The organism is Aeromonas sp. R2-4, from assembly GCF_040908365.1.
Lineage (GTDB): Bacteria > Pseudomonadota > Gammaproteobacteria > Enterobacterales > Aeromonadaceae > Aeromonas > Aeromonas veronii.
In genome coordinates, this window is sequence record NZ_JBFODO010000023.1 from 153,050 (window position 1) to 175,925 (window position 22,876).

Below are 22,876 nucleotides of genomic sequence, written 5' to 3' on the forward strand. Positions count from 1 at the left end.
TGTGTAAACATCTGGATGGCTAAATCGTCCAGTTTCCCATCAGATGAATGAGCATAAGGAAATGAACCTATGACACGAGCACACACCCTGGGCTTCCCCCGTATCGGCGCCAAGCGCGAGTTGAAATTTGCCCTCGAATCCTACTGGCGTGGCGAGACCACTCAGGCCGAACTCGTTGCCGTGGGCAAGACGCTGCGTGAGCGCCACTGGCAGGCCCAGCACGGCGCCGGGATCAATCTGCTGCCGGTGGGCGACTTCGCCTGGTACGATCAGGTGCTCGGCACCAGCCTGCTGGTAGATGCAGTGCCTGCCCGCCACCGCCATGGCGAGACCGATCTCGACACCCTGTTCCGGGTCGCCCGCGGCCGTGCGCCGACCGGCCCGGCGGCGGCCGCCGCCGAGATGACCAAATGGTTCAACACCAACTATCACTATCTGGTGCCGGAATTCAGCCGTGATCAGCGCTTCAAACTGGGCTGGAGCCAGCTGTTTGACGAGGTAGAAGAGGCCAAAGCGCTGGGGCTGCCGGTCAAGGCGGTGCTGCTGGGGCCGGTCTCCTACCTGTGGCTTGGCAAGGAGAAAGAGAGCGGCTTCTCTCGCCTTGAACTGCTCGATCGCCTGCTGATTGTCTATCAGGAGATCCTGGCCAAACTGGCCGCCCAAGGGGTGGAGTGGGTACAGATCGATGAACCTGCGCTGACGCTGGACTTGCCGGACGAGTGGCGGCTGGCCTATCTCAACGCCTACGAGCGCCTCGCGGGCCCCTGCAAGCTGCTGCTCACCACCTATTTCGGCTCGGTGGCCCATCAGCGCGACATCATCACCAGCCTCAAGGTGGATGGCCTGCATCTGGATCTGGTGGCCGCCCCCGAACAGCTGGAGACCCTGGTGCCGCATCTGCCGGCCCAGTGGGTCATCTCCGCCGGGGTGATCAACGGCCGCAACGTCTGGCGTGCCAACCTGGCCAAGCTGGCGCCGACTCTGAAGGCACTGAAAGCCAGACTCGGCGAGCGGCTCTGGGTGGCCTCATCCTGCTCATTGCTGCATAGCCCGGTGGATTTGACCCTGGAGCAGGAGCTGGATCCCCAGACCCGCAGCTGGTTCGCCTTCGCCTTGCAAAAATGCTTCGAGCTGGGACTGCTCAGAGAGTATCTGGATGGGGGCGAGCTCGACAAAATCACCGCCTACAGCCAGCCCATCGTCGATCGGGAGTCTGACAGCCGGGTGCACAAAAAAGCGGTGCAGTCACGGCTCGCCAGCCTCACCAACAGCGATTTTGATCGCCACAGCCCCTATCCGGTCAGGGCCGAGCTGCAGCGATCGGATCTCAAGCTGCCGCTGTTGCCCACCACCACCATCGGCTCCTTCCCGCAGACCTCGCAGATCCGGGTATTGCGGCAGGATTGGCGTGCCGGTCGCATCGATAACCGCGCCTATGAGGCGGGCATTAAGGCGGAGATCCGCGATGCCATCGCGCGTCAGGAGGCCATCGGGCTGGACGTGCTGGTACATGGCGAGGCCGAGCGCAACGACATGGTGGAGTATTTCGGTGAGCTGCTGGATGGCTTTGCCATCACCCGCTTCGGCTGGGTACAGAGCTATGGCTCCCGCTGCGTCAAGCCGCCGGTGATCACCCGTGACATCGACCGCCCGACCCCCATGACCCTGGCGTGGACAAAGTTTGCCCAGAGCCTGACCGACAAGCCGGTCAAGGGGATGCTGACCGGCCCCGTGACCATCCTCTGCTGGTCCTTCCCGCGCGAAGACGTGAGCCGCGAACAGTCCGCACTGCAAATCGGGCTGGCCATTCGCGACGAGGTGGCTGATCTGGAAGCCGCCGGCATCAAGATCATCCAGATCGACGAACCGGCGATCCGCGAAGGCTTGCCCCTGCGCAAGCAAGATCATCAGGCTTATCTCGATTGGGCAGTGCGTGCCTTCCGTCTGAGCGCAAGCCCGGTGGCGGACAGCACCCAGATCCACACTCACATGTGCTACAGCGACTTCAACCTCATCATCGAGGCGGTGGCGGCGCTGGATGCGGACGTGATCACCATCGAGACCAGCCGCAGCCAGATGCAGCTGCTCGAAGCGTTCGAGCGCTTCAACTACCCCAACGAGATTGGCCCGGGCGTCTACGACATCCACTCGCCAAATGTGCCGAGCCAGAGCTGGATTGAGGGGTTGCTGCGCAAGGCGGCCAAACAGATCCCGGCCGAGCGGCTGTGGGTCAACCCGGATTGCGGCCTCAAGACCCGCGGCTGGGAAGAGACAGAAGCCGCCCTCAAGGTGATGGTCGATGCCACCAAGGCGCTGCGTGCCGAGCTGGCGTAACCGGCAAGCCGTGACCGCCATCGTAAGGTTGCGTGCTGACAAACGAACGAGAGAGGGGAAGCCACTGCTTCCTCTCTCTTTTTTCGTTGGCCACTTTTCCACTGGATCCTGAACCTTGCCGCAGCCCGCTTTGCACTAGGCTCAGAGTTGGCAGAAGTAGATGGAGTCGCGGCCATGAGAGTCAGTCTGGGGAGTGCAATCCTGTGGGGATTGCTGATGTGGCAGAGTGTCTGGGCGGCGCCAGCGGCCGAGTTGAAGCTGGTCTACTTTGACGACTTTGCCCCATATTCGTGGCGTGACGAACAGGGCAAGATGCGCGGGCTGATGATCGACGTGATGGAGCGGGTGGCAGCGCAGATGGGGCTGCGGGTGCGCCATGAAGGTTATCCGTGGCAACGGGCGCAAAAAATGGTGCGGATGGCGCAGGCCGATGGTTTTGTCACCATCGCCACTCAGGAACGGCGCAGCTATACCCTGGTTGTGGAAGAGCCGGTCACCACCACTGTGCTAACCATTTTTACCCAGCGCGCCCATCCCCGCATGGCGGAATTTCAGCGTGCCAGCCGCTTGAGCGACTTCAAATCGCTTACCTTTCTCGACTATTTCGGTAACGGCTGGGGCAAGGAGAACCTGGCGGGCTTCACCGTTCATCACACCATCAATGTTGATAATGTCTTCAAGATGCTGGCGGCGGGGCGGGGGGATCTGATGGTAACCGACCCACTGGTGGCTCGTTTCAAACTCAACCAGCTGGGATTGTCCGGGCAGGTGGTCGAGGTGCCGCTGCAGCTTGCCTCTACCCCGTTCAATCTCTGCATCGGTAAGCACTCTCGCTTTAATACCCGGATAACCGAGTTCAACCGGGCCCTGCAACAGCTGCGTCAAAGCGGCGAGTTGGCGCGTATCGTCGAACGTTATCGTTGATGCGCAGCCGCCATCTGCGGTTTGCCAACGGCGTGTCTATCTTGGCGTCATATCGGCGATGGTTGCCCAGAAGGCATCGATCAAGGGCCCCTTGCTGTGGGACGGACGGATAAGGCCAATTGTCCAGCAGGCTTCCCCGTCTCTCAGGGGCAGGGTGAGCACATCCGGGTGCTCTATGGTGGTGGAGGAGGGAACCAGAGTCCAGGCGATCTCGGCTGCCGCGGTGGCAACACCGGCGGCGAAGTCGTTGACGTACTGGATATCGCGAAAACGCAGCCCGCTCTGGGCCAGATAGTTCATCAGGTGATCGTAAAACGACGGCGCCTTGTCCCGACGCAGGATCGCCAGCGGCTTGTCCACCAGATCCGCCAACCCCCTCACATCGCGGTAGCTGGCGGGCAGCACGGCGACAAAGTGGGCTTCGACCACCGGCAGGGCGTGCCACCCCTTGGGGGCGGGCAGGCGGCAAAAACCGAGATCCAGCTTGCCTTCACTCAGCGCCAGCAGCTGGTGGTGGGTAGAGAGATCGTTGAGCTCTATGGTCACCTGCGGCCGCTCGGCGCGAAAACGGGCAATGGCGGCGGGCACCAGGATTTTGGTGGCCACGCCAAAGCCGATGCGCAGGGTGCCGACATTGCCCGCCAGCACGTCGCGGGCGGTGCGCGAGAGCTGCTCGCTCTGGATGACCACAGCGCGGGCATCCTCATACAGCGCCCTGCCCAGTCCGGTGAGGCGAGTGGTACTGGCGTTGCGCTCGAACAGCTCGCCGCCCAGTTCCTCCTCCAGCCGCCTGATCTGTTTGCTCAGGGCCGACTGGGTAACATGCTGGCGCACCGCCGCCTGGCCGAAGTGCAGTACCTCCCCCAGGGTGACGAAGGCTTTCAGATCCCGTAGCTCCATCAGGGCTCCTTTCATTCCTGTTGGGAATGTTGAGTGGTCAAATTTGTCATTGGACGGAATTTTAGAAGTGATGGATGCTTATGCCAATTCATTTCGGGTGCCCAGACAGGGGGCGCCGAGTTATCAGAGATGGCTGACACCATCAGCGCAGAAGGAGCAACACCAGATGCATCACCACAAGTTCAACGACTTCCCGAGCGATTTTCTGTGGGGCGCCGCCTCCGCCGCCTATCAGGTGGAGGGAGGCTGGAATGCCGATGGCAAGGGGCCCTCGGTGTGGGATCTCTTCACCAAGCTGCCGGGCAAGACCTTTGAGGGGAGTAACGGCGATGTGGCGGTGGATCACTACCACCGCATGGAAGAGGACGTGGCGCTGATGGCCGAGATGGGGCTCAAGGCTTACCGCTTCTCGGTGAGCTGGCCGCGCATCTATCCCACCGGTCGGGGGGAGGTGAACGAGGCGGGGCTGGCCTTCTACGAGAAGCTGATCGACACCCTCTTGGCCCACCAGATCGAGCCGGTACTGACCCTTTATCACTGGGATCTGCCGCAGGCGCTGCAGGATGAGTACGGCGGTTGGGAAGACCGACGCATTATCGAGGATTTCGAGCGCTACTGCGTGACCCTCTATCAGCGCTTTGCCGGCAAGGTGAAGTACTGGGTCTCTCTCAACGAGCAGAACTACAACCTGACCAACGCCTATCAGCTCGGCACCCATCCGCCCGCTGTGCAGGATCGCAAGCGCTTCTTTGCCGCCAACCACATCGCGTTTCTGGCCAATGCCCGGGTGATCAAGGCGTTTCGCCAGCATGTGCCAAATGGCCTCATCGGCCCGAGCTTTGCCTACTCTCCTGCCTATCCGGCGTCGTGCGACCCGAAAGATATGCTGGCCTATGAGAACGCCGAGGAGTTCAACAACCTCTGGTGGCTGGATGCCTACTGCTTTGGCCGTTATCCGCAGGCGGCGCTCGCTTACTTGCGGGAAAACGGCGAGGCGCCGGAGATCCTGCCGGGCGATATGGAGTTGCTGCGAGAGGGGACGCCCGACTACATCGGCGTCAACTACTACTACACCCTGACCTACACTGATAACCCCTTGGGCGGTCAGACCCTGCAGCGGATCAACACCACCGGCAAGAAGGGTACTACGCCATCCAGCGGCATCCCCGGCCTCTACAAGACGGCACCCAATCCGCACCTTGAGACCAGCAACTGGGACTGGGCCATCGACCCGACCGGGATGCGCATCGCGCTGCGTCGCCTCTCTTCCCGCTATGGCCTGCCGCTGATGATCACCGAGAACGGTCTTGGCGAGTTCGACAAGCTGGAGGCGGGCGACAAGGTGAACGATGCGTACCGCATCGATTACCTGCGCAGCCACGTCAAGGCGTGCCAGGAGGCGATGCAGGATGGGGTGGAATTGCTCGGCTACTGCGCCTGGTCGTTCACCGACATCCTGAGCTGGCTCAACGGCTACCAGAAGCGCTACGGCTTCGTCTATGTGGAGCGTGACGAGCAGGGGGGATCCCTTCGCCGGATCAAGAAGGCGAGCTTCCACTGGTACAGCCAGGTGATTGCGAGCCAGGGCAAGCAGCTCTGACGGTCTATCACGTCGCGTAACCAGCGGGCCCGGGCAATCCCCGGGCCCGCGCTGTTTGTGGCGGGGGAGAGGGGGCAAGCCGGTTTCTCACCGTGCTACTCATCCTTCTTTGCTGATTTTTGTCCTGCCAAAGCCGCCGACCCCTGCTATTATCTGCGGCCGAACATGAGCCAATAAAAATCAGGATATCGTGATGACTGACCACACTTTTATTCCCGGCAAGGACGCGGCGCTGGAAGACTCCATCGAACGCTTCCAGACCAAGCTGCAAGCCTTGGGCTTTGATATTGAAGAGGCCTCCTGGCTCAACCCCGTGCCGAACGTCTGGTCGGTGCATATTCGCGACAAAGAGTGCGCCCTCTGCTTCACCAACGGCAAGGGTGCCAGCAAGAAGGCGGCCCTCGCGTCTGCCCTTGGCGAATATTTCGAGCGTCTCTCCACCAACTACTTCTTCGCCGACTTCTATCTGGGAGAGCAGGTCGCCAACGGCGATTTCGTTCACTACCCGAACGAAAAGTGGTTCCCCATCGAGGGTGACCAGTTTCCGGCCGGTCTGCTCGACAGCTTCACCCGCAAGTTTTACAACCCGGACGGTGAAGTGACCGCCGACATGCTGGTGGATCTGCAGTCAAACAACGAAGAGCGCGGTATCGTCGCGCTGCCGTTCGAGCGTCAGTCCGATCACGAGACCGTCTACATCCCGATGAACATCATCGGCAACCTCTATGTTTCCAACGGCATGAGCGCTGGCAACACCAAGACCGAAGCGCGCACTCAAGCGCTCTCCGAGGTGTTCGAGCGCCACGTGAAGAACAAGATCATTGCCGAGGCCATCAGCTTGCCGCTGATCCCGGACGAGGTGATTGCCCGTTATCCGGGAATTGCAGCCTCCATCGCGGCGCTGGAAGCGGAAGGCTTCCCCATTTACAGCTTCGATGCCTCTCTGGGTGGCCGTTATCCGGTCATCTGCGTGGTGCTGCTCAACCCGAGCAATGGCACCTGCTTTGCCTCCTTCGGCGCCCACCCGCGCTTCGAAGTGGCCTTCGAGCGGACCGTCACCGAGCTGCTGCAGGGCCGCGGTCTCAAGGATCTCGACGTGTTTGTGCCGCCGTCATTCGACAACGAGCAGGTAGCGGATCACCACAACCTCGAGACCCACTTCATCGACTCCTCGGGCCTTATCAGCTGGGATCTGTTCAAGCAGGATGCGGACTTCGAGTTTGCCGACTGGGATTTTCGTGGCACCTCGCAGGAGGAGTTTGATCACCTGATCGGCATCTTCCACGAGCTGGAACAGCCGGTCTATATCGCCGACTACGAGCATCTGGGTGTCTACGCCTGCCGCATTCTGGTGCCGGGCATGTCCGACATCTATCCGGCCGAAGATCTGCTGCTGGCCAACAACAACATGGGCGCCAACCTGCGCGAAGTGATCCTGGCGCTGCCATCACTGAATTGGGACGCCGAGCAGTACATGGCGTTGTTTGATCAACTGGATGAAGAGGGGCACGACGAGCGCACCCGTGTACGCGAGCTGCTGGGCATCGCCGCTGCCAAGGGGACCGCGCTGCACACCCTGCGCGTTGGCGAGCTGAAAGCCATGCTGGCGCTGGCCGCCGGTGAGCTGGAGACGGCGCTGGATCTCATCGACTGGACCATGGAGTTCAACCAGTCAGTGTTCACTGCCGAGCGTGCCAGCTACTACCGCGCCCTGCGTGCCTGCGTCGAGTTGTTCCTCGACGAGGAGCGGGATCCGGAGCAGTATCGCGCCGTCTTCACTCGCATGTATGGTGAAGAGACGCTGGCACAGGCATGGGCCAACGCCACTGGCGAAGCACGCTTCCACGGGCTGGAGGCGGCCGATCTGTCGCTCTCCCAGTTCCCGCTGCACCAGAAGCTGCTGGCGGCCTACGAGAAGCTGCAGAAGGCCAAGCGAGCCCATCACTGGGCGTGATCGTTGCTGTAAAGGAAGGGGCCGTGTGGCCCCTTCTGTTTATCGTGCGGCAAGGCACGGGATAGTTATTCAAAGATGAAATAAAAAACAAAAAATACCCCTAAGGGGGTTGATGGCAGGGCAGGGGATGTGCTGTCGATCTGCAAAGATATCTTGCCAATACCATATTTCCATGATCGAAAATAAATTCTTTAAAATCATTGCATTAAAAATGTGATATTTCTGTTTCAGCTGATACCTGGTGTAAAGTGGCGTAGCCATCGCACTAAAATATTTGTAGTAAAATTACATTCGCACTCTGATAAACTTGATCAATGTCAATTTTGGCTATTTGGCCCTTTGTTATGATTTCAACAGGCAAAACATTCAGGTAGAAAATAATTGAAAGCTGAATCTCCATTCGATTGTCTCAAGCCCGAAGCCATCGCTGCACTGGCTGAAGACATCACCTATGCCAAGGCTACCAAGCCGGCATACAAGGTCATTCCACTGGCCATTACCGCAGGCGCTTTCATCGCCATCGCATTTATCTTCTACATCACAGTGACGACCGGAACCGGCTCCATGCCTTGGGGTATGGCCAAGTTGGTGGGCGGTCTCTGCTTCTCTCTCGGACTTATTCTCTGTGTGCTGCTCGGTGCCGAGCTGTTCACCTCCACCACCCTGACGCTGGTGGCCAAGGCTGCCAATCGCATCAGCTGGGCTCAGCTGCTCAAGAACTGGGGTCTGGTCTACTTCGGCAACCTGATTGGCGGTCTGCTGATGGTGGCGCTGATCATCGTTTCTGCAGAGTACACGGCAGCAGACGGCCAGTGGGGCTTTAACGCCCTGAAAGTAGCCCAACACAAAATTCACCACACCTTCTTCGAAGCGGTGGCGCTGGGTATCCTCTGTAACCTGATGGTATGTCTTGCTGCCTGGATGGCCTTTGGTGCCCGCAGCGCGACTGACAAGGTAGTGGTTATGCTGCTGCCGGTTGCCATGTTCGTTGCATCAGGTTTCGAGCACAGCATCGCAAACATGTTTATGATTCCGGTTGGTATCGCTATCCACAGCGTGGCTAGTCCGGAATTTTGGCAGGCCATCGGCCAGGATCCGGCAACCTTTGCTGACCTGACCGTATCCAACTTCGTCCTACACAACCTCATCCCCGTGACCATCGGCAATATCATCGGTGGTGGCGTGATGGTTGGTCTGACTTACTGGTTTATCTTCCGTCGTCATCATTAAGGATGATTGCGGGATACTACATCAATACCGTGTGAGGTAATGAAAAATGGCAGAACTTAACGAACAGTTCCAAAAAGCATGGGAAGGCTTCGCGGCCGGTGAATGGCAGACCTCTGTCAACACCCGTGACTTCATCCAGAAGAACTACACCCCGTATGAAGGTGACGAGTCCTTCCTGGCTGGCGCGACCGAAGCGACCACCAAGCTGTGGGACAAGGTCATGGAAGGGATCAAAATCGAGAACCGCACTCATGCGCCGGTTGATTTTGATACTGACCTGCCCTCCACCATTACCGCACACGATGCCGGTTATATCGATCAGAGCCTGGAGCAGATCGTTGGTCTGCAGACTGACAAGCCGCTGAAGCGCGCCATCATCGCCAACGGCGGTATCAAGATGGTTAAAACTTCTTGCGAAGTGTACGGTCGTCAACTGGACCCGATGGTCGAGAAGATCTTCACCGAATACCGCAAGACTCACAACCAGGGCGTGTTTGACGTTTACACCAAAGACATCCTGAACTGCCGTAAGTCTGGTGTTATCACCGGTCTGCCGGATGCCTACGGCCGTGGCCGTATCATCGGTGACTACCGTCGTGTTGCTCTGTACGGTGTTGACTTCCTGATGGCCGACAAACTGGCCCAGTTCAAGTCCCTGCAAGCTGACCTGGAAAACGGCGTCAACCTGGAAGCCACCATCCGTCTGCGCGAAGAGATCTCCGAGCAGCACCGTGCCCTGGCACAGATGAAGGTGATGGCTGCCAAGTACGGTTGCGATATCTCCGTACCGGCCAAGAACGCTAAAGAAGCCGTACAGTGGACCTACTTCGCCTACCTGGCGGCAGTCAAGTCCCAGAACGGTGCAGCCATGTCCTTCGGTCGTACCTCCAGCTTCCTGGATATCTACATCGAGCGTGACCTGCAGAAAGGCCTGATCACCGAGCAAGAAGCCCAGGAGCTGATGGACCACATGGTCATGAAGCTGCGTATGGTTCGCTTCCTGCGTACTCCGGAATACGACTCACTGTTCTCCGGCGACCCGATGTGGGCGACCGAGACCCTGGCTGGTATGGGCGTTGATGGCCGTACTCTGGTCACCAAGAACAGCTTCCGTATGCTGAACACCCTGTACACCATGGGCCCGTCCCCTGAGCCGAACCTGACCATCCTGTGGTCCGAGAAGCTGCCGGTCGGTTTCAAAAAGTACTGTGCCAAGGTATCCATCGAGACCTCTTCCGTTCAGTACGAGAACGACGATCTGATGCGTCCGGATTTCAACAACGATGACTACGCCATCGCTTGCTGTGTATCCCCGATGATCGTTGGTAAGCAGATGCAGTTCTTCGGTGCTCGTGCCAACCTGGCCAAGACCATGCTGTATGCAATCAACGGTGGTATGGACGAGAAGCTCAAGATCCAGGTCGGTCCGAAAACCGAGATGGTCAAGTCCGAGTACCTCGACTACAACGACGTAATGGATCGTCTGGATCACTTCATGGATTGGCTGGCCAAGCAATACGTTGCTGCGCTGAACATCATCCACTACATGCACGACAAGTACAGCTACGAAGCCTCTCTGATGGCGCTGCACGACCGTGACGTATATCGCACCATGGCGTGTGGTATCGCTGGTCTGTCCGTAGCCGCTGACTCCCTGTCTGCCATCAAGTACGCCAAGGTCAAGCCGATTCGTGACGAAGATGGCGTTGCCATCGACTTCGAAATCGAAGGCGAATACCCGCAGTTCGGTAACAACGACGCTCGCGTCGATGATATCGCCTGTGACCTGGTTGAGCGCTTCATGAAGAAGATTCAGAAGCTGAACACCTACCGTGGTGCTGTTGCTACCCAGTCTGTTCTGACCATCACCTCCAACGTGGTATATGGTAAGAAGACCGGTAACACACCGGATGGCCGTCGTGCTGGTGCTCCGTTCGGTCCGGGTGCAAACCCGATGCACGGTCGTGACCAGAAAGGTGCTGTTGCTTCCCTGACTTCCGTAGCCAAGCTGCCGTTTGCTTACGCTAAAGATGGTATCTCCTATACCTTCTCCATCGTTCCGAACGCACTGGGTAAAGATATGGAAGCCCAGAAAGCCAACTTGGCTGGCCTGATGGACGGTTACTTCCACCACGAATCCAACGTAGAGGGTGGTCAGCACCTGAACGTTAACGTGATGAACCGTGAAATGCTGCTGGACGCCATGGAAAACCCGGAGAAATATCCGCAGTTGACCATCCGCGTATCCGGTTATGCCGTTCGCTTCAACTCTTTGACCAAAGAGCAACAGCAAGACGTCATCACCCGTACCTTCACTGCTTCTCTGTAATCGAGAGATAGTGAGCAAAAACCGGCGCCAAGGCGCCGGTTTTTTTATGTTTGGTTTTTATTGCTAAAGAACTCCGTGGACAATGCCAACCTTGAAATTCAGGATGACATTAGGTATAACCACGCGTTTGAGAAGGCATATTAAGTGAGCGGTATGATGCAATCCTCCTTTTGGCAGACCAAGAGTCTGCAGCAGATGACTGAATCCGAGTGGGAATCCCTCTGCGATGGTTGCGGTAAATGTTGCCTTAACAAGCTCATTGATGAAGATACAGATGAGCTTGTATTCACCAATGTGGCTTGTAACCTGCTCAATACCAAGACCTGCCAGTGTTCCGATTATCTTAATCGCTTCAAAAAAGAGCCTGACTGTCTGCAGATAACTCACGACAAAATTGCCGAATATGATTGGCTCCCCTCTACTTGTGCCTATCGTTTACTGGCTGACGGGGACACTCTGCCAGAGTGGCATCCGCTGCTGACCGGCAGTCGTTCTGCCATGCATCAGGCGGGTCAATCTGTACGTGGCAAAGTGGTTCACGAGGAGCAGGCTGGTGAGTGGATTGATCACATAATCACTTGGGCCAGTTGAGCCAAGCGATCAAGTGCAATGTGGCCTTATCTAGAAGCTGAAAACGTCACCCATTTTTAGCTTGTGTTTTCTACCTCAAAACCCCCGATACAGTGTATCGGGGGTTTTGTCGTTCAGAAGGCGGTTCTGACGTTCGCTTGTTGCAGATATCGGCGGTCCAACTCAGATTACCTGGACTTGAAGCTGCCTCTCTTGACCATCACTACAACAAAGGTCAGCAAGTCTGGTTGATCTGTTCAGTCAGTGTCTATTTGGCAACCAGATAGAGCTCCTTGCTGTAAACCACATCTTGCGGGTTAAGGTGGGGGTAGCCTTTCACGAAAGGCTTGAGCAACCTGGATTTGACCGAGAAATAGATGGGGGCGATGGGGGCATCCACATCAATGAGTGCCTCTGCCTGTTGATACAGGGCATTGCGTTCAGCGGGATCCAGCGAGTCGTGGGCCTTGGCCAGCAGGGCGTCGTACTCCTTGTTGAACCACTTGCCGCTGTTGGCACTGCTGCTGGAGGTCATGATGTCGAGGAAGGTGGAGGCATCGTTATAATCCCCGTTCCAGCCATAGCGGCTAACCCCGAAATCCCCCTCGTTGAGTGCCGAGACCATGGTCTTCCACTCCATGTTGTTGAGGGTGGCAGTGACCCCCAGGTTGTGTTTCCACATGGAGGAGACGGCCAGCGCAATCTTTTTGTGGCTCTCGTTGGTGTTGTAGAGAATGTCCACGGTGAGTGGCTTGTCCGGGCCATATCCCGCTTCGGCCAACAGGGCTTTGGCTTGCTTGATCCGCTCCTCTTTGCTTTGCAGCTGGCTGGCCGGTTTTTTCAATTCAAAACCGTCCACAATGGGGGGCGTGAAGCTATATGCGGCAATTTGTCCCTGTCCCAGGATCTTGTCGGTGATGGTCTCCCGGTCGATGGCGAGCGAGAGCGCCTTGCGTACTTTCGGGTCATCGAACGGTTTGCGCTGGGTATTGAAGACATAGTAATAGCTGGCCAGCGTGGGGACGCTGACCAGTTCTTCCGGGCTCTTGCTCTTGAGCTGTTTGTACTGCTCCAGCGGATAAGTGGTGTAGTGCAGTTCACCGGTGCGATAGCGGTTGTAGGCGGCGGTTTCCGAGACGATCTCCAGATAGATCACCTTGTTCAGGACGGTGTGCTGGTTGTTCCAGTAGTGGGTATTGCGCTCGGCACTCAGCCGCTCGTTGGGGGTCCACTCCTTGAGTACAAAGGCACCGTTGGAGACGATATTGCCCGGTTTGACCCAATCTTTACCGTATTTTTCAATGGTGGCCTTGGGGGCCGGGAACGTGGTGTAGTGGGCCAGCGTCTTCAGGAAGAAGGGAACCGGATTTTTCAGGGTGACCTGCAGGGTGTAGTCATCGAGCGCCTTGATCCCGAGCTCTGACGGGCTCTTCTTGCCCTGTGTCACCTCGCTTGCATTGACCACACCGGTCAACTCGATAAACCAGGCGTAGTTGGAGGCCGTCTTGGGGTCGGCCGCCCGTTGCCAGCCGTAGACATAATCGGCGGCGGTGACTGGTTCACCGTTTGACCACTTGGCCTCGGGCCTCAGCTTGAAGGTGTAGACGGTACCTGTCTTGTCGACGTCGTAGCTGACGGCGCCTGCTGGCTTGATCTTGCCGGTATTATCCAGCTCATAGAGCCCTTCAAACAGATCGTTGACGATGGCACTACCGGCGGTCTCTTCCACCAGCTGGGGGTCGATGGTGGTGGGTTCGGTGCCGATATTGGTCACGTAGATTTGTTGGGCATCCGGCAGCAGCTTGGTACCGGCAGGCACCTGGGCAGCCCAGGCGGGAAGGGCAAACAGTCCGGCTACCATGCCGGCAATGAGAGTCTTGTTCATTGATAATCCTTGAGTTTTATTTGCTTCCAAAGCGAAATCAGTGTGCTGGATTGGCGATCGGATCTCAAGAGGCAATGGCTGAGGGAACGGCAGGCCCATCAGACTCCATCTTTAATGGCCCAAGGCCAGTCGGATCATGGCTCGCAGCAGGTTATTGCCACGAATTAAGGGGCCGAAAGTTATCGAATGAAACCGAATAAAACGCGTCTTTTACCATAACATGAGGCGAAATAGCCTATTTATTAGGCCGCTTAATTCGCTGCAAAAACAAAAAACAGACGTTACATTAGGTTACAAATCAAGGCCGCCGGTGATCGGCATTTTTTTTGCCGATGCCTGCAAACGTTTTCAATGCCAACGGATGCGATCTAAAGGAACAAAAATGCGAAACATGATCACCATGGGTGAGTTCATCGTCAAAAAGCAGGCGGATTATCCTACCGCGACCGGCGAGCTGACCTCGTTGCTCAGCTCGATTCGCCTCGCTGCCAAGGTGGTGAACCGGGAGATCAACAAGGCGGGACTGGCGGATATCATCGGTTCCATGGGCGCTGAAAACGTACAGGGCGAGGTGCAGCAGAAGCTGGATGTCTACGCCAACGAACGCTTCAAGGCGGCGCTCGAAGCGCGCGGCGAGGTGTGCGGCATGGCCTCGGAAGAGGAAGAGGACTTCGTCGCCTTTGACTCACCGCTCTCCAAAAACTCCAAGTATGTGGTGCTGATCGACCCGCTCGATGGCTCCTCCAATATCGACGTCAACGTCTCGGTCGGGACCATCTTCTCCATCTACCGCCGTTTGAGCCCGCAAGGTTCGCCGGTGACCCTGGAGGACTTCCTGCAGCCGGGCAACCGTCAGGTCGCGGCCGGTTATGTGGTCTACGGCTCCTCCACCATGCTGGTCTACACCACAGGGTTTGGCGTCAACGGCTTTACCTACGATCCTTCCATCGGCTGCTTCTGCCTCTCCCACGAGAACATCCGCATTCCGGAAGAGGGCAAGATCTACTCCATCAACGAGGGCAACTACATCAAGTTCCCGGATGGGGTGAAGAAGTACCTCAAATATTGCCAGGAGCGCGACGAGGCGACCCACAGACCTTACACCTCCCGTTATATCGGCTCCCTGGTTTCCGATTTCCATCGCAACCTGCTCAAGGGCGGCATCTACATCTATCCGTCCGGCACCAACTCGCCGAACGGCAAGCTGCGCCTGCTCTATGAGTGCAACCCGATGGCGTTTCTGGTGGAGCAGGCTGGTGGCAAGGCCTCCGACGGTTTTGGCCGCATCATGGATATCCAGCCCACTGCGCTGCACCAGCGTACCCCTTACTTTGTTGGCTCGACCAAGATGGTGGAGCGGGCCGAGGCCTTTATGCGCGAGTTCTCCGCCCACGAGGATCCGGCCAACCAGGGCTGATCGTCAGAGGGGTAGGTTGGTGCTGAGCGCAGCAAAGCCCAACATTTACCGGTGCGATTCCCTCTCCCCCTGGGATAGGGCAGGGTGAGAGGAATGGTTTTCACTGCCCCCTCATCCCCGACCCTTCTCCCACAAGGGGAGAAGGGAGACGCTAGTCACCAGCCAACGTAAACAAAACGGGAGCCGGTATGGCTCCCGTTTTAGTTGGCGTTATCTCTCTGGCTCGCCGCTAGCGTTGCAGAGATTCACAGGCTGTTGTTGGCCAGATCAGCCAGCAAACCATCCACCAGTTTCAGGCGCATGGCGCGATCCTGGGTCTGCACCTGGAAACGCAGCCGAGTCGGCCCATCCATCTTGTAGACCCTTGGCTGGCTGGAGAGCAGCTTGACCAGATAGGCCGGATTGACCTTGGTCTCCTGGGTGAAGTCGAGATAGCCACCGCGCTCGCTCATCTCCACCCGGCGAATGCCAAGGGCGGTGGCACGCTGGCGGAAGGCGGCCAGCTCCAGCAGGGTTTTGGTTGCCTCCGGCAAGAGGCCAAAGCGGTCGATCAGCTCCACTTTCAGCTCCCGCAGCTCCTGCTCGTCTGCCGCGCTGGCGATCCGCTTGTACATGGAGAGGCGCATGTTGACGTCCGGAATATAGTCATCCGGCAGCAGCGCAGGCAGGCGCAGCTCCACCTCGGTGTGCTGGCTCATCAGCTGCTCCAGCGATGGCTCCTTGCCATTTTTCAGTGCCTCGACCGCCTGCTCCAGCATCTCCATATAGAGGGTGAAGCCGACCGATTCAATCTGGCCGCTCTGATCGTCGCCGAGCAGTTCGCCTGCGCCACGGATCTCCAGATCGTGGGTCGCCAGCGCAAAACCGGCGCCGAGATCTTCAAGCGACGCGATCGCCTCCAGCCGCTTGGCCGCATCCTTGGTCATCAGCTTGGGATGGGGGGTGAGCAGGTAGGCATAGGCCTGATGGTGAGAGCGGCCAACCCGACCCCGCAGCTGGTGCAACTGGGCCAGACCGAGATGATCCGCCCGATCCATGATGATGGTGTTGGCGCTCGGCACGTCGATGCCGGTCTCGATGATGGTGGTGCAGACCAGCAGGTTGAAGCGCTGGTGGTAGAAGTCGGACATGATCCGCTCAAGGTCGCGCTCGCGCATCTGGCCGTGGGCGATGCCGATGCGGGCCTCTGGCACCAGCTCCGCCAGGTCGGCTGCGCACTTCTCGATGCTCTCGACATCGTTGTGCAGGTAGTAGACCTGACCGCCACGCTTGAGTTCCCGCAGTACCGCCTCGCGTACCACTGCCGGTTCGTGCTGGCGGACAAAGGTCTTGATGGCGAGCCGCTTGGCGGGCGGAGTGGCGATGATGGAGAGATCCCGCATGCCGGACATCGCCATATTGAGGGTGCGCGGAATAGGGGTGGCGGTGAGGGTGAGGATATCCACATCGGCCCGCAGCGCCTTGATCTTCTCCTTCTGGCGCACCCCGAATCTGTGCTCCTCATCGACGATGAGCAGTCCCAGATCCTTGAAGGTGAGTTCGGATCCGAGCAGCTTGTGGGTGCCGATGATGATATCCACCTTGCCTTCGGCCAATTCCTTCATCACAGCGCTCTGCTCCTTGGCGGAGCGGAAGCGGCTCAGTACCTCGACCCGCACCGGCCAGTTGGCGAAGCGGTCGCGGAAGTTGTCGTAGTGCTGTTGCGCCAGCAGGGTGGTGGGCACCAGCACGGCGACCTGTTTGCCGCCATGCACGGCCACAAACGCCGCCCGCATAGCCACTTCGGTCTTGCCGAAACCCACGTCGCCGCACACCAGTCGGTCCATGCTCTTGGCCTGACACATGTCCCCCAGCACCGCATTGATGGCGTTGAGCTGATCGTCGGTCTCCTCGAACGGGAAGCTGGCGGCAAATTGGCGATAGGCCTCTTTGTCGTGCTTGAAGGCAAAACCGGCGCGAGCGGCGCGATGAGCGTAGACATCCAGCAACTCGGCTGCCACGTCGCGCACCTTCTCCGCCGCCTTGCGCCGCGCCTTGCTCCAGGCCTCGCCGCCGAGTTTGTGGCTGGGCGGGTTATCAGAGCCGGTGTAGCGGCTGATAAGGTGCAAACTGGTGACCGGCACGAACAGCTTGTCACCGCCGGCATATTCGAGGGTCAAAAACTCGGTGGGCAGACCACCGGCGTCGATGGTTTCGAGCCCCAGATAGCGGCCGACCCCGTGATCCAGATGGACCACCGGCTGACCCTGGGTCAGCTCGCCCAGGTTTCTGATCACCGCATCGGAGCTTAAGTTTTTGCTCTTCTCCCGCGCCCGTTTGCTGCGCACCTTGCCGCCCAGCAGTTCGGTCTCGGTGATCAGGGCCAATGGATCCTGACCAGCCTCCTGCCACAGGAAGCCACGCTCAAGCGGTGCAACCAGCAGGCCGTGGCGATCCGGGCTCGCCATAAAGGCGTCGAGGGAGGGGAACTCCTTGGGTTGCAGCGAGATGCGCGCCAGCAGATCGCCGAGCACCTCCCGCCGTCCTTCGGACTCCACCGCAAACAGGGTGCGCCCGGCAAAACCGTGCAGGAACTGGTTGAGCGCCAGCAGGGGTTGCTCTTTGCTGTGATCGAGTTGCAGATCCGGCAGCGCGGAGATGGGCAGATCGTGCTGACCAGCATCACCGGCGGTAGCGGCCTCTTGCAGCCGCACTGCGCCATATTGGCCCAGAGAGGCAAAGAGCTGCTCCACCGGCAGATAGAGCTGGGCCGGTGGCAGTAGTGGGCGAGTGTTGTCCCAGCGTCTGTCTTCATAGCGCTGGCCGATATCGTTCCAGAAACGCTGGGCGGCGGGGTAGATATCCCCCACGGTGAGCAGCAGGGTCTCTTCCGGCAGGTAGTCAAACAGGCTGGCGGTCTGGTTGAAGAAGAGCGGCAGATAGTACTCGATGCCGGCGGGCCAGCGTCCCTTGCTCACCTCCTGATAGACGGAACCCTCGGCCCGCGACAGCTCGAACTGCTCGCGGAACTGGCCGCGAAACAGTTCGATGGCCGCCTCGTCGGTAGGGTATTCCCGGGCGGGCAGCAGGCTGACTGTCTTGACCGGTTCGCTGGAGCGCTGGGTTTCGGGATCGAACGGACGGATGGAGTCCACTTCATCGTCGAAGAAGTCGATGCGATAGGGGCTGCTACTGCCCATGGGGAAGAGATCGAGCAGGGAGCCGCGGGCGGCAAATTCGCCATGTTCCAGCACCTGATCCACCGCCACGTAACCCGCCTCTGCCAAGCGGCCGCGCAGCTGTTGCAGATTGAGACGCTGACCGGCCTTCACCATCAGGCTGTATTTGTCGAGATAGACCCGGGGGGCGCAGCGCAACATCAGGGTGGAGATGGGGACAATCAATACCCCCTTGCTCATCTGTGGCAGCTTGTAGAGGGTCTCGAGCCGCTGGGAGATGATGTCCTGATGGGGAGAGAAGGTGTCGTAGGGCAGGGTCTCCCAATCGGGGAACAACAATACCGGCGCAGACTGATCGGCTAGCTGCTTGTCTGCCAGCAAATACTGCAGCTCCTGCTCCAGGCGCAGGGCGCTCGGGGTATCGGCGGTGATAAGCAGTACCGGCCCCTTGGCTTCACGGGTGAGACGGGCTGCAATCAGCGAGAGGCTGCTGCCGACCAGCTGGCCGAGCGTGATCTTTTGGCCCGCTTTGGCGGGCAAGGCGGGGAGTGTCATTGGCATGATTCGATTCTTTTAACGTTGACGTTATCTATCGCTGGCGTTTGCTCTGGTTAGCGCTGACGTTCTTGGGCGCGCAGTTTGAGCTGTTTCGATTGCACGTGGAGGCTGGCACGAACCAGCAGTTCACGGTCATCTTCGCGGATCCGCACATAGTCGAGCTGCACATGGGTGCCATGTTCACCGCCGTCAAGCTGTTTGACCTGGCCATAGCAGTAGATGGCGGCCGCCTCTTCCCGCAGGAAGATCTTGAGACGCACGATCTGGTGCAGGTGCGGCGCATCCCCGTGACCATGATAGGGGTGCAGGTAGGTGAGCTGGCCAGCCCCGAAGCGCAGGGTGTGAAAGCGCTGCTCCGGATGGTCCTGCAGGGAGAGCACATAGCCCATGATCATGTCGATCTTGCGGGACTGCTGATTGACGATCTCGATCAGATCGTGCATCGACTCGTTCTGGTTGCGCAGCAGGCGAGTGGTCACCAGATCGATGGAGGTAATGGCCGAAGAGATCCGAAAGGGCTCCGGCAGCTCAGCGTCCAGCTCCTCCAGCGAGGGGAGATGGAAGTCGGCCGGCATGGGGATCACATTGACCGGCGTGGCATGAGTGACGCTGAAGAACTGTTCCTGCATGGAGGCTATCCCTTGTTGTCATGGACGGTTTCCCTTTATTATCCGGTATCTTATTTTGTTGGCAACGTACATATCCTTGAAGACCGGACTTTTTCAGCCCCTTTCGCTGGCCATCGGCCTGCGTTATGCAGGCTCGAAGCGCAGCAATCGCTTCGTCTCATTTATCTCCCTGTTCTCTACCTTTGGCATCGCCATCGGGGTCGCCGCCCTGATGGTGGTCATTTCGGTGATGAACGGTTTCGAAGGGCAGCTCAAAGGGCGCATCCTCGGGGTGATCCCCCATGTGGTGGTGACCAATCAGGCTGGCCGCATTGATGCCGACCCGCAAGGCTTGCCGGATCTGGCCAACTTACCCCATGTGGTTGCCTCTGCCCCCATGCTCGACAGCGAAGGGATGCTGCAAAGTCCCGGCCAGCTGACCGGGGTGAGTGTGCAGGGCATCGATCCTGCGAAGTGGCCCAAGGATGACATCCTGCACTCCCAGATGCTGGGGGGGCGCCTCGATACCCTGCAGGCCGGCCACTACCGCATCGTGCTGGGGCAGGGGGTGGCACGTCGCCTCAATGTCTCCATCGGCGATCAGGTTCGTCTGATCCTGACTGAAGGGACCCGCTTCACCCCGTTTGGTCAGGTACCGGCCCAGCGCCTCTTTACCGTCTCCGGCATCTTCGGGGTCGGCGCCGATGTGGATAACCAGATTGCGCTGATCGCCTTGGGGGATGCCCAGCGGCTGCTGCGTCTGCCGCCAGAAACCGTCGGTGGCATTCGCCTCTGGCTCGATGATCCCTTTGCCGCTGACGAGGTGATCAAGACGCCGTTGCCGGATGGCTTGCTGTGGCAGGATTGGCGCCGCGAGCGGGGCGAGCTGTTCCAGGCGGTCGCCATGGAAAAACGGATGATGGGGCTGATGCTGGTGCTGATCATCGCCGTCGCTACTTTCAACATCCTCTCCGCGCTGGTGATGGTGGTGACGGACAAGGAGGGTGAAGTGGCCATCCTGCGCACCATGGGCATGAGTGAATCTGGGATCGTCAAAATCTTCATGGTGCTTGGCGCCTCCAGCGGGGTGATTGGCGCCCTGTTTGGCGGACTGGCGGGCCTTGCGCTCTCCTTGGGTCTCAACCCTCTGCTCAATGCGGTGGGGCTCAACCTCTATATGGCGGCGGGCGGCAGTGGCCTGCCGGTGATTGTCGAGCCGGCTCAGGTCATCACCATTTTGCTGGGCGCCGTGCTGCTGAGCTTCAGTGCCACCCTCTACCCGGCGGCCCGCGCTGCGCGGGTGAAACCGGCCGAGGCGCTGCGTTATGAGTAATGCCGTGAATAATGCATCTTCTGTTGTGACTGGTGCCCCCGTAGTTGCGGGTGCCAGCGTTGTTACCGAGGCAAGTGGAGCCCCTGTTATGAATGAAGCCGTATCCCGTGAACCTCTGCTGCGCTGCCAGGCGCTCAATCATGTCTATAAAGAGGGGGAGCTGGAGACTCAGGTGCTCAAGGGGATCGATCTCTGCGTCGCACCCGGTGAAATGCTGGCGGTGGTGGGGAGCTCGGGCTCCGGCAAGACCACTCTGCTGCACCTGATGGGGGCGCTGGACAACCCCTCCAGCGGCGCCGTGCTGTTCAAGGGGGAGGATATCCACCACTGGGACAGCCGTACCCAGGCCCGTTTTCGCAACCGCGAGCTGGGCTTTGTCTATCAGTTCCACCACTTGCTCTCCGAGTTCAGTGCGCTGGAAAATGCGGCCATGCCGCTGCTGATCGCCGGTGAGTCGGTGGCGGTTGCCACCGAAAAGGCAACCAAGATGCTGGGGCGGGTGGGGCTCTCCCATCGCTTGAATCACCGTCCCTCCGAGCTCTCCGGTGGTGAACGTCAGCGGGTGGCGATCGCCCGAGCGCTGGTCAACGAACCGAGTCTGGTGCTGGCGGATGAGCCCACTGGCAATCTGGATCACGCCAGTGCCACCGCAGTGTATGAACTGCTGTGTGAACTGAATCGTGAACTGGGCACCGCCTTTGTGGTGGTGACTCACGACCTGAGCCTGGCGGCCAAGCTCCATCGCCGGGTGACCCTGGTGAGCGGCGTGATGGCGGAGGTTGCCTGATGTTCAAACCGCTGCCCCTCTTTCTGGGCCTGCGTTACAGCCGCTCCCGCCGTCGCAACGGGTTTATCGCCTTTATCTCAGCCTCTTCCCTGATCGGTATCGCCCTCGGGGTGATGGCGCTGATCCTGGGCCTCTCCGCCATGAACGGTTTCGAGCGGGAGCTCAAAGACAGGGTGCTCTCCGTGGTGCCACAAGGTGAGCTGGACGCCGTCGAGCGGCCGCTGCCGGATTGGCCCCGTCTTCGTGACTACCTGCTGGCCCAACCGGGCGTCGAGGCCGCTGCGCCGGTCATTCGCCTCAATGGCCTGCTGGAGCACGGCTCCGCCCTCAAGGGGGTGCAACTGCGCGCGGTATTGCCGGAGCTGGAAGCCAATTTGTCGGATGCGGGCAAATACATGACGGGCCGCGGCCTGCGTGAGCTGCAACCGGGTGAGCGTGGGGTGATCCTTGGCAAGACCATTGCCGACAAACTGGGCGTCAAGGTGGGTGACACTCTTGGTTTGTTGTTGCCACAAGGGGGTGATCAGACCGGGATCAAGAATCCCCGGCGCGAAGCCCTGACTGTGGTGGGGCTGCTGGAGATCGGCGGTCAGCTCGACGGGTTGCTCGGCTTTATGCATCTGGCCGATGCGCAAGCGATCACCGGCATGGGCAGCGATGTGGAGGGCTTCAGCCTGCGGGTGAGCGATGTGCTCAAGGCGCAATCCATCACGGTAGCCGCCGCGCAGCAGTTCCCTCATCACGTCTATATCCGCAGCTGGATGAACAGCCAGGGCTACCTCTATCAGGACATCCAGATGGTGCGTACCGTCATGTATGTGGTGATGCTGATGGTGGTGGCTGTCGCCTGCTTCAACATCGTCTCCACCCTGGTGATGGCGGTGAACGAGAAGCGCAGCGAGATCGCCATCCTGAAAACCATGGGGGCGAGCCCCGGTCAGATCCGGCTCACCTTCGTCATTCAGGGGATGGTCAACGGCGTGGCCGGAGCCCTGCTTGGCGCCCTGCTGGGCGGGCTGCTTTCGAGCAAGCTGACCCAGATCCTGAGCGTTGTCGAAAAGCTCATCGGCCATCGCTTCCTCAATCCGGATATCTACTTTATCGACTTCTTGCCGACCGAGTTGCATATGCAGGACCTGCTCATCGTGACGGGCGCCGCCATCCTGATGAGTCTGGTGGCGACCCTCTATCCCGCCTGGCGGGCGAGCGGTCTGGTACCCTCCCGCGAGCTGGGTCACTGATGCGTTGCATCTAATGCGCAATAAAGAACGAAGGGCCCGCCGGTGCAA

15 protein-coding genes are annotated in these 22,876 nt (G+C 59.1%); 11 read left to right on the forward strand and 4 right to left on the reverse strand.

Annotated elements, in window-relative coordinates:
* The first annotated feature begins 69 nt into the window (after positions 1 to 69).
* The gene (gene metE, locus AB5Z05_RS12315) at positions 70 to 2,334 is read left to right on the forward strand and encodes a 5-methyltetrahydropteroyltriglutamate--homocysteine S-methyltransferase (RefSeq protein WP_368151687.1); all 2,265 of its coding nucleotides are present in this window, start codon (positions 70 to 72) and stop codon (positions 2,332 to 2,334) included.
* Positions 2,335 to 2,508: 174 nt separating this feature from the next.
* Positions 2,509 to 3,258 (forward strand): substrate-binding periplasmic protein, encoded by a 750-nt coding sequence (locus AB5Z05_RS12320; protein ID WP_368151688.1) that lies wholly within the window; start codon positions 2,509 to 2,511, stop codon positions 3,256 to 3,258.
* A 36-nt stretch (positions 3,259 to 3,294) separates the two neighbouring features.
* Here AB5Z05_RS12320 and AB5Z05_RS12325 read toward each other — a convergent pair whose 3' ends face one another.
* Positions 3,295 to 4,158 (reverse strand): LysR substrate-binding domain-containing protein, encoded by an 864-nt coding sequence (locus AB5Z05_RS12325; protein WP_368151690.1) that lies wholly within the window; start codon positions 4,156 to 4,158, stop codon positions 3,295 to 3,297.
* A gap of 166 nt (positions 4,159 to 4,324) precedes the next feature.
* Here AB5Z05_RS12325 and AB5Z05_RS12330 point away from each other — a divergent pair, with 166 nt between their 5' ends.
* From AB5Z05_RS12330 to AB5Z05_RS12350, 5 genes are all read left to right on the forward strand, one after another.
* Positions 4,325 to 5,758: a glycoside hydrolase family 1 protein gene (locus AB5Z05_RS12330; RefSeq protein ID WP_064337774.1), complete on the forward strand. Its 1,434-nt coding sequence runs from the start codon at positions 4,325 to 4,327 to the stop codon at positions 5,756 to 5,758.
* 193 nt (positions 5,759 to 5,951) lie between these two features.
* Positions 5,952 to 7,712, forward strand: coding sequence for a 30S ribosomal protein S12 methylthiotransferase accessory factor YcaO (gene ycaO, locus AB5Z05_RS12335; RefSeq protein WP_368151692.1), 1,761 nt, complete (start codon positions 5,952 to 5,954; stop codon positions 7,710 to 7,712).
* 381 nt (positions 7,713 to 8,093) lie between these two features.
* Complete coding sequence (gene focA, locus AB5Z05_RS12340) at positions 8,094 to 8,942, forward strand: formate transporter FocA (RefSeq protein ID WP_368151694.1); 849 nt, start codon at positions 8,094 to 8,096, stop codon at positions 8,940 to 8,942.
* A 46-nt stretch (positions 8,943 to 8,988) separates the two neighbouring features.
* Entirely contained in the window at positions 8,989 to 11,271 is a 2,283-nt protein-coding gene (gene pflB / locus AB5Z05_RS12345) for a formate C-acetyltransferase (protein WP_005352571.1), read from the forward strand.
* A 156-nt stretch (positions 11,272 to 11,427) separates the two neighbouring features.
* Positions 11,428 to 11,862 (forward strand): YcgN family cysteine cluster protein, encoded by a 435-nt coding sequence (locus AB5Z05_RS12350; RefSeq protein WP_075112995.1) that lies wholly within the window; start codon positions 11,428 to 11,430, stop codon positions 11,860 to 11,862.
* A 247-nt stretch (positions 11,863 to 12,109) separates the two neighbouring features.
* Here the strand turns inward: AB5Z05_RS12350 and AB5Z05_RS12355 are convergent, their stop codons facing one another.
* The gene (locus AB5Z05_RS12355) at positions 12,110 to 13,726 is read right to left on the reverse strand and encodes a peptide ABC transporter substrate-binding protein (RefSeq protein ID WP_368151696.1); all 1,617 of its coding nucleotides are present in this window, start codon (positions 13,724 to 13,726) and stop codon (positions 12,110 to 12,112) included.
* 382 nt (positions 13,727 to 14,108) lie between these two features.
* Here AB5Z05_RS12355 and fbp point away from each other — a divergent pair, with 382 nt between their 5' ends.
* Positions 14,109 to 15,143, forward strand: coding sequence for a class 1 fructose-bisphosphatase (fbp, locus tag AB5Z05_RS12360; RefSeq protein ID WP_005336993.1), 1,035 nt, complete (start codon positions 14,109 to 14,111; stop codon positions 15,141 to 15,143).
* Between the two features lie 245 nt (positions 15,144 to 15,388).
* On the opposite strand, the gene mfd is transcribed toward fbp, so the two are convergent.
* Positions 15,389 to 18,856, reverse strand: a complete 3,468-nt coding sequence (mfd, locus tag AB5Z05_RS12365; protein WP_368151703.1) for a transcription-repair coupling factor — start codon at positions 18,854 to 18,856, stop codon at positions 15,389 to 15,391.
* A 56-nt stretch (positions 18,857 to 18,912) separates the two neighbouring features.
* Positions 18,913 to 19,488: a hypothetical protein gene (locus tag AB5Z05_RS12370; protein WP_064336238.1), complete on the reverse strand. Its 576-nt coding sequence runs from the start codon at positions 19,486 to 19,488 to the stop codon at positions 18,913 to 18,915.
* 76 nt (positions 19,489 to 19,564) lie between these two features.
* On the opposite strand from AB5Z05_RS12370, the gene AB5Z05_RS12375 reads away from it, so the two are divergent.
* The 3 genes from AB5Z05_RS12375 to lolE all read left to right on the forward strand — a co-directional run bounded on the left by AB5Z05_RS12375 (position 19,565) and on the right by lolE (position 22,828).
* Positions 19,565 to 20,800 carry a lipoprotein-releasing ABC transporter permease subunit gene (locus AB5Z05_RS12375; RefSeq protein WP_368151698.1) on the forward strand — a complete coding sequence of 412 codons (1,236 nt, stop codon included), beginning with the start codon at positions 19,565 to 19,567 and terminating at the stop codon, positions 20,798 to 20,800.
* An 88-nt stretch (positions 20,801 to 20,888) separates the two neighbouring features.
* The gene (lolD, locus tag AB5Z05_RS12380) at positions 20,889 to 21,587 is read left to right on the forward strand and encodes a lipoprotein-releasing ABC transporter ATP-binding protein LolD (protein WP_005336988.1); all 699 of its coding nucleotides are present in this window, start codon (positions 20,889 to 20,891) and stop codon (positions 21,585 to 21,587) included.
* Entirely contained in the window at positions 21,587 to 22,828 is a 1,242-nt protein-coding gene (gene lolE, locus AB5Z05_RS12385; RefSeq protein ID WP_005360064.1) for a lipoprotein-releasing ABC transporter permease subunit LolE, read from the forward strand. Before lolD ends, lolE begins: the two co-directional genes overlap by 1 nt.
* The last annotated feature ends 48 nt before the right edge of the window (positions 22,829 to 22,876 follow it).

What these genes read in the sequence shown, in the direction of transcription:
- metE (WP_368151687.1), top strand. Translation starts at nt 70, where the DNA reads ATGACACGAGCACACACCCTGGGCTTCCCCCGTATCGGCGCCAAGCGC.
- AB5Z05_RS12320 (WP_368151688.1), top strand. Translation starts at nt 2,509, where the DNA reads ATGAGAGTCAGTCTGGGGAGTGCAATCCTGTGGGGATTGCTGATGTGG.
- AB5Z05_RS12325 (WP_368151690.1), bottom strand. Translation starts at nt 4,158, where the DNA reads ATGGAGCTACGGGATCTGAAAGCCTTCGTCACCCTGGGGGAGGTACTG.
- AB5Z05_RS12330 (WP_064337774.1), top strand. Translation starts at nt 4,325, where the DNA reads ATGCATCACCACAAGTTCAACGACTTCCCGAGCGATTTTCTGTGGGGC.
- ycaO (WP_368151692.1), top strand. Translation starts at nt 5,952, where the DNA reads ATGACTGACCACACTTTTATTCCCGGCAAGGACGCGGCGCTGGAAGAC.
- pflB (WP_005352571.1), top strand. Translation starts at nt 8,989, where the DNA reads ATGGCAGAACTTAACGAACAGTTCCAAAAAGCATGGGAAGGCTTCGCG.
- AB5Z05_RS12350 (WP_075112995.1), top strand. Translation starts at nt 11,428, where the DNA reads ATGCAATCCTCCTTTTGGCAGACCAAGAGTCTGCAGCAGATGACTGAA.
- AB5Z05_RS12355 (WP_368151696.1), bottom strand. Translation starts at nt 13,726, where the DNA reads ATGAACAAGACTCTCATTGCCGGCATGGTAGCCGGACTGTTTGCCCTT.
- fbp (WP_005336993.1), top strand. Translation starts at nt 14,109, where the DNA reads ATGCGAAACATGATCACCATGGGTGAGTTCATCGTCAAAAAGCAGGCG.
- mfd (WP_368151703.1), bottom strand. Translation starts at nt 18,856, where the DNA reads ATGACACTCCCCGCCTTGCCCGCCAAAGCGGGCCAAAAGATCACGCTC.
- AB5Z05_RS12370 (WP_064336238.1), bottom strand. Translation starts at nt 19,488, where the DNA reads ATGCAGGAACAGTTCTTCAGCGTCACTCATGCCACGCCGGTCAATGTG.
- lolD (WP_005336988.1), top strand. Translation starts at nt 20,889, where the DNA reads ATGAATGAAGCCGTATCCCGTGAACCTCTGCTGCGCTGCCAGGCGCTC.
- lolE (WP_005360064.1), top strand. Translation starts at nt 21,587, where the DNA reads ATGTTCAAACCGCTGCCCCTCTTTCTGGGCCTGCGTTACAGCCGCTCC.